Raw genomic sequence first — 10,410 nt, 5'->3', positions numbered from 1 at the left:
TACCACAGGCGGGGAGGCTTATATTGCAAAGACCGTTGACAGACTAGCTGAGCTGCTCAACAATGCCCTGGAGAAGGCGGCACAATCAATTCAGAAGGTGGAGGTTAAGACAAGGATAACGAAGACAGTGGATGTCTACACGCCCCTATCGAGCATATTTTTGGCATGTGCAGCGATACTCTACCTGGTTTACAGGTTCACTGTCTATAGATTCTCCGGCGTAACCTTCTAAGCGGCCTCGAAAAACCCGCATACTCATGAGGCCTAAACCTGTAGTGGAGAACAATGCAGCTAACGAATACTGCAAGGAATGCGAGTGCACGCATCACGTGCACGGGCTTTGGATACAACAAAACACTGTTCCTCATGGGGGCAAGGACCGACACATCTACATGCACAAGGGGCAAAAGTCTATTGACCGTTGAATCTGGAAGCTTATATAGACTGGCATTAACAACCAGATCCACGAGCCTGTCAATCCTGGTATCATTTATCCCTGTTGTACTAAGCTCAACACCTCTGCGAAAACAAATCTCAACTATGTGGGCATTCCCGCTCAATGGCGTGCTAGTAGTATTGCATATAAAATGTGCATGCACGTATTTACATATATTTTTTTGTACTGCTTTTTGTTCAACATAGCTGACAATGCTCCCATATCCCTTGCCACTAATTATGTTCAGGTATTGCGAGTAATTAGAATGCCTAAGATCCTCTCTGATCATCCTCTGAACCTCGAAAGCGCTGCTCCTATCAACTTCAAAGACCCGTGCGGAGACATCACCACTACTCAAATTTTTGAAGCCTCCGAGGGGCACGTAGACCTCAACATGGAGCTCTGATATGGAGAAGTTATACTGATACAGGTCGGAGGGAGGCTTGGCGCTGGGACCATAATAGCCAAATCCACCACTATACTGAATATCATATATATAAAGATAGCAGACTCTATCGCCTGTCACAGCGATTGCGCTGTGTGATGTGGGCGGCGTCAGCGGTATGTACGGACTGGAGCTGAGGATGGTCAATGGGTGGATGCTCGCTAATGCAAGTATTGCAAAAAGCATCGCTGATGACATGGCAAGAGCCACCAACACAACCTTTATCATGGCTATCACCAGCCTAAAGGTCTCTGCGCTTAAATCTTATGAAAAACACCATCCAAAGAATGATAAAAGCGGCTGTGGAGAGCAATAGCACCAGCAGCGGGTCTGGCAGTGTTGCAGGGGAGTGAAGAGGTGAGGAGATAATGGTACTATAAGTGAAGCGATAGGTCAGCGGTGTCGCCATTGCAACCAGCAATGTGGCTGCATATGCCACGTAGAATGCCGGCTTATTGGAACCGAAGAGGATCAGGAGGAATAGTGGTATGCCCATAATTGCCCCGATGAAAAGCGCCAGCATGACCCCAACAATCGACGCTGCATTTTCATGACCTCCAATGGCCAAGGCCATCACTATTGTCGCATGCATCATGAGCTCTGCAAAGAGGTAGGGAAGCTGTGAACCAACATCATAGCTCAATGGGGCTGCTATAGCCAAAAAAGTTAGATATGTGGCTACCAGGACAAGAGCAGGTGTAATTCCCACAACCAGCAGTGCGCTGAGCAGATACTCTGTCCTTGTTAATGTATGTGCCAGATATATCTGGACCTCGCCGGTGTTCAGCTCCCTCCCAACTCTGGAAGCTTGAATGCTTATTAGAATTTTATAGATGAATATCGAGAATCCCAGCGGTATCGATGACCATATTGAGGAAGCAGGACCGGCATAGAAGAAGAATATTAAAAACAGTGCTGAAATGATATTTGCAATTATGATTGCTATTGAGTATGATAAGAGCTTTCTATTCGCCATAAATGCAACATGCTCGTGCACTCTCCTAAGATCTACCCCTGACAACCCTCTCATACAGATCACCCAGGCTTGTCGTCTTGAAACTGTAGCTTTTCACTAGGTGGCCCATCTCCATGAGGAGGCTTTCAAATGACCTGTAGTGTCCAGGGTCAATGGAGACCTCCAAAACCCCATTTAATCTCTTTACAGAGCGTATATACGGCTTTTCAATGAGGATCTTTCCAAGGGCGTTGACATCTGTGGCCTCAATGTGGAAAGCTGCCTCCGTCTCGTACTTCCTCCACAGATCCTCAAGATAGCCGTAGTCCAGAATTACTCCTTTATCTATAAATACTGCATAATTAGAGACCTCCTGTAATTCGGGAATTATGTGCGAAGAAATTACCATCGAAACCCCCAGCTCCTTGTTCAGAACCTTCAGAAGGTCTATTATACCCCTCCTAGCCGCTGGATCGAGGTTTGCTGTGGGTTCATCGAGGACAAGAAGCTCCGGATCTCCCAAAAGGCTCTGGGCTATCCCAACTCTCTGTATATAGCCTCTGGAAAGGGCCCCAATTTTCATCTCAACCATCTTCTCAAGGCCCACAAGCCTGACAATTCTCCTCAAATCCGTCCTGCTGATCCTTCTCAGCATTGCCAAGTGATTTAGAAGATCCTCCACAGCTATATCCACTGGATAAACGGGTTTTTCGGGCATAAAACCGATCCTTCCTCTGATATCCTCGTTTCTCCAGGGTTCCTCGCCCCAAACAAGTACCTCTCCCCTGTTTGGCTTCAGAAATCCCATGATCAGCTTCATCGATGTCGTCTTCCCGGCCCCATTTGGGCCTAAGAAGGCCGTCACGGTTTTATCCGAGATCTTGAAACTGGCCCCTCTTAAGGCCTCAACATTCTTAAACCTCTTGCTTACCTCTCTAAACTCAACTGTGCTCACGCCCTGCCACCTCCAGCAACCTTTCTAGCAAGATCCAGTCCCTCGTTGATGACCGATATGCGGGCCTTAAAGCCCCCTCCTCTCTCCATAACTGTCTCCAGATTGGGTATTGTCCTGTGATTTAACACATAGAAGGCCACTTTATCTATATCCTCCACGGCAACTGATTCGGAACCCCTCATCGCTGCCATTGCTTTTGAGAGCCTCAACAAAGCGATAGATGCTCTGGGACTTGCCCCAAGCTCAAAATATCTCGAAATTGACTCGAATACCTCTGCCCTCGTGGCTCTAACAAGGGACACAGCATAGTTGAGCGTGGAACTGTCAACTCTGATGTTCCTCGCTATGAACTCCTGTGCCTCAACTATCCATTTTGGCTCCACAATTTTCTCCAGATCCTCAACTGGCTCTGTAAGCCTGTGGATGTGGAGCTCGCAGATTCTTCTCTCTTCATCGAGGCTTGCAGGATATCCCATGAACACCCTTGCTATGAACCTGTCAAGCTGAGCCTCTGGAAGAGGGTAGGTGCCCTCCTGCTCCACTGGATTCTGTGTTGCAAGGACAAAGAAGAACTTTCCCATTTTTCTTGCCTCAAGAGGGTATGTTTTACCTCCTATTGTCACCTCCCGTTCCTGCATGGCTTGAAGAAGTGCTGATTGCGTCCTAGGAATGGCTCTGTTGATCTCATCTGCTAGGACGATGTATGAGAATATTGGACCAAATCTGGTTTCAAATCCTCTGGTGGCCATGTTGAAAACAAGGGATCCCGTTATATCAGCAGGCATGAGGTCAGGTGTGAACTGTATCCTCGAGAAACCAGCATATGGAACCCCATCAAATACAATCTGGCTCCTCTCAGAGAGCCCAAGTATCCTCGAGAGAGCTTTAACAAGAGTCGTCTTAGCTATTCCCGGCACGCCCTCCAGAAGCACATGCCCATTCGAAAGAAGAGCTGCAAGAATAATTCTCTTCTCAGCCTCATAGCCGATCACAGCCCTGTCTAACTGGCTGAGAATCTCCCCGATTGTGCTCCTGATGGAATCGATTGACAATTTGGTGTCCACATGGAGTATGCTATCAAATCTTTTTATATCTTTCGTGAAAATAAGTCCTGTGATTAAAAGTGATGAAGAGGTTTTACAGCATGGATGAGCTCAGGGATGCGATGATCCTCGACTCCGAGGGCCTTATCTACGGCTATGTGGAAGACCTTCGCATTGAGGATGAAAAAGTAAGCTTGGCTGCGTACACTGTCTTCAGGGTGAATGAGCCGGCAATCGACGTGGAGAAGCTGAGATCCCAGCTTGCCAAAAGAGTTAGCCTGAAGGGCAACGAGCCTCTTGAGGTGCTGGTATCCATTGCAAGAAGGGAGAACATCGATGTGCCCTATAAAATAACAGAGAAGGAGGTGAGGTGGATAAAGGGCTTTGTACCGCTGGAGGAGGTGAGGCTTATCGATGCAAAGCGGATCTCGGTCGATGATATGGACACAACTTTAAGGGTGATCCTTCTCTCCAAACCCCGTGAGGCTCTCTTCCGAGGCATGTCGGTGCAGTCATCAAGCCCCACCTACAGGACTGAACAGGTCTTAAACAAGCTTGTCCTCAGCACTTCAAGGGGAATTCTGGGCATCTGCAAGGAGATAGTTGTTGGACCAGGAGCGCTGGGCTTCAGAGTCTACAGGGTTAAGAGCATGAGGAAGGTGGTCAACTGGATAGCTTTCACCGCCCATGTTAAAAGGCTTGGGCTCAGAGATGCTTACGAGAAGCTGGTGGAGTTTAGAGATCCCTACAAGTACAGCAAGCTTGATCTCTCAACAGCAGGGGAGGTTGAGAAAATTCTTGGAGACTCAAAGATACTTGATACCATGAGGAGCTTTATTGAAGCTGAAGCTGCTAGCACTGAGTTCGAGGATGTGCCCTACAGCGACATACTCAAGGTCGGTGAAGTTGTCATCACAAAGTAGCAGTTGTAGCTTAGCAAGAACCTATGCAAGCTTGGGACAGGCAGCAGCCACAGCTATGGAGCTTGGATTAAACAGGTCACGTTTCCTCGGCATAGGGCTTGAATATGCGGACTTCAGGGAGTACCAAGAAAGCGATGATGTGAAGTACGTTGACTGGACCCTCTCAGCAAGGTCATTGGACACCGCCACAGGAGAATACAAGCTCTACACAAAGGTCTTCCACGTAGAAAAAATGAAAAACATCATCTTTGTGGCAGATCTCACGGACTCAATGCTCATAGAGGAAAAGCTCGCAGCCCTATTCTACATCTCATCCCTCCTTCTTGAACTTTCACACAGGCTCTCGGATAGGATAAGCCTTGTAACTCTGACGCATGGGCCGAGAGTATACCGAGCTCTCAGGGGAAGGGAGGCAATAAGAGTTCTTGAAAACATCATCTGCAGGGAAAGGGAAGCACGAGGAAGCACAAGAATAAATGAGATCATCGACATCCTCAGGGCTTATACAGGGAAAAACACAGCAATAACAATAATCACGGATTATGCACATGAAATAGAGGAATTCGCCGCACTTACAAGGTTAAAAAGAGCGATGATGATTCCTGCAGCTGTGTATCTCATTTTCCAGAGATGGGAGATAGAGCAACCAGTGGACAACGCGACTGCCACCCTAATAGACCCAGAAACCCTGACACCCATAACTGACAGGCTTGAAGAAATATACAAAGCCATAAAAGCACACGTCAGCCATGTCCAAGCTCTCCTATCAGCGGCAAGAATAAACCACCTGCCGGTCCAAGGAATAAGCGATGCAAAAGCCAGAACAGTAAAAATAGCTGAAACATACCTCAAGACAAGACAAATGCATGTAGCTAGCATCTAGCTGACAGGATCCGTTTTGCACAAAAGCTGTTAACACACTTGGAAAACTGTTAGAGATGCTGTGCAGCTCTCCTAACCACGGGATCCGTAAACTTGTTCTCATCATCTATGATCGAGTGTTTTCTCAAGCCCTGAAGCACCTCATGTAGTACTCTGTCGCTCAGCTCCACCCCCTCATAGTTCTCAATTGCCCTTTTCAGCCTTCCCCACTCTGTTATACCTTCGGCAAGCAGCTTTAAAACCACTTTATACCTCCTGCTCACCCTTCTTGCAAGAAAGGACTCAAGCTCTCTTTTCGCCAGCTCTACAGCCTCATTTATCACGCTATCAAAGTTATCTCTGCCGCTCACCTTCAGATAGCCGTAGTAGGTGAGCCAGCCAATGATCCCATCAAGCTCCTCAACAGCCCTCTCCACCTCATTTCCCACTTTAACTCCCGCTTCTTCAAATCCCCTGTTTAGAAAGTCCAGAGACTCCTCCCTCGAGAGCTTTCGGGTTTTAACCTCCAAATAAGCCCTGCCGTAAAGAGGGTTCTCAGGATTCTCTAAAATACCATAAAGCACGCCCATCTCCGAGCCTGTTACCACAAACGAGAGGTTTCTGTGAAAGTCATAGGAATGCGCTATTGCACCGTGAAGAGATGCCCCAACGGGGCCCTGAGACCTCTGAAACTCATCAAAAACCACGATAACCTTTTCCCCAGTTCTTTCTCCAACCTCATCAAGCACATCAAAAATCTCTCCTAAAAGGGGCCTCTTCTCTGGCAGCCAGTTAACAGAAACCTCAAAGCCTAGCACCGAAACACCTCTTAACCTAGAAATAAGCTTGAGAAATATCTCCCTCACTTTACCCCATCTTGAAGCTCTTTCAACGAACTCGCTGAAGCTCCTCGAAATCAAGGAGTAGAGCTCCCTCCAGGAGGCAAACCCCTCCCTGAGATCGACAAATACATAAGGCTTATCGCTTTCATTCAAAGCTGTAAGCACAAGGGAGGTCTTTCCAGTCCTCCTTAGCCCGGAAACCACCGTTAATGGCTCTCCCAAATACCTAGATAACGTCCTTAGTTCCTCCTCGAAGTCATACAGATCCCTTCTTGACACCTTCGGTCTTGGATCGAAAAGCAACTTCCGCACCGAAAGTAACTTCCGCTGCGGAAGTAATAAACCTTATTTTCAAACCACCAAAACACAAAGGAATATAAGCAAAAAAGAGACATATCAACTTTCTTCGACTACATAATAGAAAAGAGAGTCTCCAACTCTTCTGATGCAGACATTAAAAGGATTGGAAGTGAGGAACCTGCCAGAGTTGAGGTCAATTTACAGCAGATCGTGCTTTTCAAGAAAGTTTGCTGAAGTCAAATGTTTGAATACCAGTAACTAGTCTTAGGAAAAATTAAAAATGAGGGACCCATCAATGTAGTGATCACAAAGGTGGATAGAAGAGGAAGGGCGATCCTTCCAAAGGATATAAGGGAGAAGGTGAACATAAAAGAGGAAGGTTGAGGGGAGCATCATGATAAGAAAAGAAGAAGATCCATTTAAGCTGTTGGAAAAGTTGCTTGGTGATCTTTCCTTTGACAGAAGTCTGAGAAAAGTGGCAGAAAGGCAGGCGATGAAGGAGATCTCAGATAATGAATATCCTGTAGGATGTCCTGCTTGAAATTTCCCCTTAGATTAACTCCCAAAATTAATTTTATAGCCCCTTTAAAGCAATTTTCGGGCTATTCTCTCGGCTATATCGAACACAAGTTCCGGAGCCTTTCGAAAATCAATTCCTTTTTCAATTAGGTCGTTGATGTGCCTGTCGGTGAACCGTTTCAATGCGAGCTCGATCACATTGTATTCTCTCCCATCAATCTTTCCAACACCGAGACCTATTCCACTATCCCATGAAACAGTAAAACTTTCAAAGAACTCCCTGAGCAATCCCATCAGCACATCATCGCTCTCAATTCTCCTCCTAAGAACATCGTCATCAAGCTTCACCTCTATACCTGCAAGCACCCTGTTCAATCTCCCCCTGGTTTTAGCCTCGATCGCCCCCTCGACATAGTTCCCATACGGAAAATACATGACCACAGCTCCAACAGGACCTGCCTCGCTGTGTCCATCCATGACCATGCCACCTGTTAGAGAGCAGTTCCTGCACGTGAATGATGAGTCTCCTTCCGATAAGTAATCTTCCAGCAGGGATACAAGAAAACCCCTTTTCTCAAATTCAACCTTGATGCCCATCCTCGATAAAGCCTCCACTATGGGAACATTCGGAAGCCTTCGGAGGATTTTCTCCGAGATTTTCAGGCTTTTTATATAATCTGTTCTTTTAACAGCCAATCTCAGTGGAAAGTAATATGAGTAGGAGATGCGCTTTACTATCGGGCCAGATAGGAAATATTTCTCAGGGTGCTCTATCACCTCATTCAATTCAGGAAAGGACATTCATGTCCCCCCTTCAGCCTGGAATCCAAAGTTTTTAAATTTTCTGTCCTTTTCCCTGCTTTTCTAGTTTATCCAAAGAGTTAAATTGCAGCACGAAAACTGAGCAAAGTCGAACAATCCAAATCTTTAAATAAAACTAGGTCCTTCTTAATGTATGACCTACTGGCTCTGCATAACGACGGAGGAGAACTGGAGGGTTATAAAGGAGAAGAATATATGGGGAGTTCCTGAGAGGCATAAGAACACGATATCCAGGGTTAAGCCGGGCGATCTTCTCCTCATCTACGTGAAGCAGAGAAGTGTGGGAAAGGAGGTTGAGGGGCCTAAGATAGTAGCACTATATGAGGCGGCTTCGGAGGTTTTCAGGGATTCCTCGAGGATATTCAGGCCTCCTCCAAGAATGGGAAGCGAGACATTCCCTCTGAGGATAAAGCTGAAGCCTGTCAAGATATTTGAGAAACCTGTTGAATTCAAGAAGCTGATACCGAAATTGAAATTTATAGAGAACAAGAAAAAGTGGACTGGCCATCTGATGGGAAAGGCAATGAGGGAAATTCCGGAGGAGGACTTTAAACTGATAACTGGTTAAGAAAAACAGGATGAAGTAAAATGGATACAACACTGTCCTATGCCAGTTATGTCCTAGATGAAGCTTATGACCGCTTGAGAGATGTCTATCTGAATACCTCTGTTCTTGGCCCTGTCAGATTGTACTCCGCCAGAGATACTGCTGACAGAGAGTTTTGGGCTCTATTTTCCGCTTTAATTGATTTTCAAATGTCCGTCATTGATATTCTGAATCCAATGCTCACTGGCCTAGCTAAGCACATCGAGAAGGACAATATAAAATTCCTTGACCTGATTTACAATGTAAATCTTGCGGATAGAGTTCTCAGGGAGTTTGAGTGGCTTTCCCCAAAAGGCCCCAGAAGAGGATTCACCCACAGGTTTGTCAAGGTTCATGATGTAATCAACCTGTTAACCATCTTCAGGAGGATCTGTGATACCCATGGATCCCTTGGAAACCTAGTTAAAGAATCATATGCCCAGCACAAGCATGATCCTGAACCCATGGAGGGAGTTCTCAGGGATTTTCTGAAAGTCTTGCTGGAATACGGTGGAGGGCCTCCTATAATACCCAAAAACATGAGCTCCTGTTTAAAGAGGTTTAACCTCTTCTTCAGATGGCTTGTCAGGCCATATCCAGATATGGGCTTGTGGAATTTCATTGATAAGAAATATCTGTTTGTCTCGCTTGACCAAAGTATGCAAAGAGTTATTTCAAGAGCCTTTCAGCTGGATGTAAACCTGAATTGGCATGGGGTTCTGAAAACAACTAGATTTCTGAGGAAGTTAAACCCGGAGGATCCGACAAAATACGACTATGTGCTGTCCAGAATCTCAATAATGGGTTATTGTACGAAGGATCCAGCCAGATCTTTATGTTGCTTTTGCCCGATAGCAAACTTATGCAAATCATCAAAGTTGCCAAAAACGGTGAAAGCAAAACCATTGACAAAAAGAGAGATGGAAATACTGGAGGAATACATTAAGATTCACGGAGAAGAGCTTGATAAAATCATAACTGAGTATCCTCTGGAAAAATACTCCGCAGATGCCGTGATACACATGAGAAAATGCGATGAATACGTGGTGGAGGTGGAGGAGGAGCTTAACTACAATGCCATAGGGCAGGTGATAACGTACAGATATCTTTATCACAGGATTCATGGGAAAGTTGCAAAGCCGATGATAATATGCAAAAGAGCTCCTCCAGCACTGAAGGAGGCAGCTCAGCTAGAGCAGGGAATAGAGGTTGTGGAAATACCAAATATATTATAAGGTGGCGATGCGATCACAGCATGGATTATAACAGGACAAAAACACTCAGGATGAGGAGGTGATTTGAAGACATTGCTGGATCTGGGGAAGCTTATAGATTCCTTGGAGAGAAAATGCGGAATAAAGCTGCCAAGGGAGGTCACAGAGGTCTACCTTGACAGAGATCATGGCCTTCTGTTCATAAGGTTCAGCGAGCCAGATGAGCAGGAGGTTGGAGAGCCCCTCTGCACGAGAACTTTGGTAACCCTTTTCACAGAGGAGAAGACTGGGAAGATAACAGCCCTTGAAATAATAGGGATAAGTGATCTCATCAAGGAGCTAAGCGAGGACAGAGAATGACCTTCTTGTCCATTATCATTAACGCGGACGAACCCTTTTTATTAGAATCAGAATGAAAATTAGCACCACAGCCGATATTATCAGTGGTGTTGTAAGATCATGCCTCCATCTAGCCTTTATGAGCTTAGGAGAGTCTACTGTAAGGTTCA

At 45.9% G+C, this 10,410-nt stretch carries 14 protein-coding genes; 8 read left to right on the top strand and 6 right to left on the bottom strand.

The window, feature by feature from the left end; all coding sequences use genetic code 11:
* On the top strand, positions 1 to 232 hold a 232-nt coding region (locus D6D85_RS16420; RefSeq protein WP_161969835.1), incomplete at its 5' end, for a hypothetical protein.
* Here D6D85_RS16420 and D6D85_RS10825 read toward each other — a convergent pair.
* Genes D6D85_RS10825 through D6D85_RS10810 form a run of 4 tightly spaced genes read right to left on the bottom strand, consistent with a single transcriptional unit; the run spans position 198 to position 3,855 of the window.
* Complete coding sequence (locus D6D85_RS10825; protein ID WP_125672050.1) at positions 198 to 1,109, bottom strand: hypothetical protein; 912 nt, start codon at positions 1,107 to 1,109, stop codon at positions 198 to 200. The two genes, D6D85_RS16420 and D6D85_RS10825, sit on opposite strands and share 35 nt — an antisense overlap.
* Before the next feature lie 13 nt (positions 1,110 to 1,122).
* A complete protein-coding gene (locus tag D6D85_RS10820; RefSeq protein WP_125672049.1) occupies positions 1,123 to 1,911 on the bottom strand; it encodes a hypothetical protein in 789 nt (262 codons plus the stop codon).
* Complete coding sequence (locus D6D85_RS10815) at positions 1,883 to 2,791, bottom strand: ABC transporter ATP-binding protein (RefSeq protein WP_125672048.1); 909 nt, start codon at positions 2,789 to 2,791, stop codon at positions 1,883 to 1,885. Before D6D85_RS10815 ends, D6D85_RS10820 begins: the two co-directional genes overlap by 29 nt.
* Positions 2,788 to 3,855, bottom strand: coding sequence for an AAA family ATPase (locus D6D85_RS10810; protein WP_125672047.1), 1,068 nt, complete (start codon positions 3,853 to 3,855; stop codon positions 2,788 to 2,790). Before D6D85_RS10810 ends, D6D85_RS10815 begins: the two co-directional genes overlap by 4 nt.
* A gap of 62 nt (positions 3,856 to 3,917) precedes the next feature.
* Between D6D85_RS10810 and D6D85_RS10805 the strand changes: the two genes are divergently transcribed.
* Both D6D85_RS10805 and D6D85_RS10800 read left to right on the top strand, forming a co-directional pair.
* Complete coding sequence (locus D6D85_RS10805) at positions 3,918 to 4,757, top strand: hypothetical protein (RefSeq protein WP_125672046.1); 840 nt, start codon at positions 3,918 to 3,920, stop codon at positions 4,755 to 4,757.
* The gene (locus D6D85_RS10800; protein WP_125672045.1) at positions 4,672 to 5,640 is read left to right on the top strand and encodes a DUF58 domain-containing protein; all 969 of its coding nucleotides are present in this window, start codon (positions 4,672 to 4,674) and stop codon (positions 5,638 to 5,640) included. The genes D6D85_RS10805 and D6D85_RS10800 overlap by 86 nt, the downstream gene beginning before the upstream one ends.
* A gap of 49 nt (positions 5,641 to 5,689) precedes the next feature.
* On the opposite strand, the gene D6D85_RS10795 is transcribed toward D6D85_RS10800, so the two are convergent.
* A complete protein-coding gene (locus D6D85_RS10795) occupies positions 5,690 to 6,772 on the bottom strand; it encodes an AAA family ATPase (RefSeq protein ID WP_237558831.1) in 1,083 nt (360 codons plus the stop codon).
* A gap of 288 nt (positions 6,773 to 7,060) precedes the next feature.
* On the opposite strand from D6D85_RS10795, the gene D6D85_RS17235 reads away from it, so the two are divergent.
* Positions 7,061 to 7,144 carry an AbrB/MazE/SpoVT family DNA-binding domain-containing protein gene (locus D6D85_RS17235; RefSeq protein ID WP_373695748.1) on the top strand — a complete coding sequence of 28 codons (84 nt, stop codon included), beginning with the start codon at positions 7,061 to 7,063 and terminating at the stop codon, positions 7,142 to 7,144.
* Positions 7,145 to 7,154: 10 nt separating this feature from the next.
* Positions 7,155 to 7,301 carry a hypothetical protein gene (locus tag D6D85_RS16415; RefSeq protein WP_161969834.1) on the top strand — a complete coding sequence of 49 codons (147 nt, stop codon included), beginning with the start codon at positions 7,155 to 7,157 and terminating at the stop codon, positions 7,299 to 7,301.
* 44 nt (positions 7,302 to 7,345) lie between these two features.
* Here D6D85_RS16415 and D6D85_RS10785 read toward each other — a convergent pair whose 3' ends face one another.
* Positions 7,346 to 8,080 (bottom strand): hypothetical protein, encoded by a 735-nt coding sequence (locus D6D85_RS10785; protein WP_125672044.1) that lies wholly within the window; start codon positions 8,078 to 8,080, stop codon positions 7,346 to 7,348.
* A gap of 154 nt (positions 8,081 to 8,234) precedes the next feature.
* Here D6D85_RS10785 and D6D85_RS10780 point away from each other — a divergent pair, with 154 nt between their 5' ends.
* The 3 genes from D6D85_RS10780 to D6D85_RS10770 all read left to right on the top strand — a co-directional run bounded on the left by D6D85_RS10780 (position 8,235) and on the right by D6D85_RS10770 (position 10,261).
* Complete coding sequence (locus D6D85_RS10780) at positions 8,235 to 8,669, top strand: EVE domain-containing protein (protein WP_125672043.1); 435 nt, start codon at positions 8,235 to 8,237, stop codon at positions 8,667 to 8,669.
* Positions 8,670 to 8,689: 20 nt separating this feature from the next.
* Positions 8,690 to 9,922: a DUF2400 family protein gene (locus D6D85_RS10775; RefSeq protein WP_125672042.1), complete on the top strand. Its 1,233-nt coding sequence runs from the start codon at positions 8,690 to 8,692 to the stop codon at positions 9,920 to 9,922.
* A 63-nt stretch (positions 9,923 to 9,985) separates the two neighbouring features.
* Positions 9,986 to 10,261, top strand: coding sequence for a hypothetical protein (locus D6D85_RS10770; protein ID WP_125672041.1), 276 nt, complete (start codon positions 9,986 to 9,988; stop codon positions 10,259 to 10,261).
* Positions 10,262 to 10,410 lie beyond the last annotated feature (149 nt).

It is taken from the genome of Candidatus Methanodesulfokora washburnensis, from assembly GCF_003947435.1.
Classification (GTDB): domain Archaea; phylum Korarchaeota; class Korarchaeia; order Korarchaeales; family Korarchaeaceae; genus Methanodesulfokora; species Methanodesulfokora washburnensis.
Note: the sequence above shows the minus strand (reverse complement) of the source record. Positions and strands in the feature narration are given on the sequence as shown.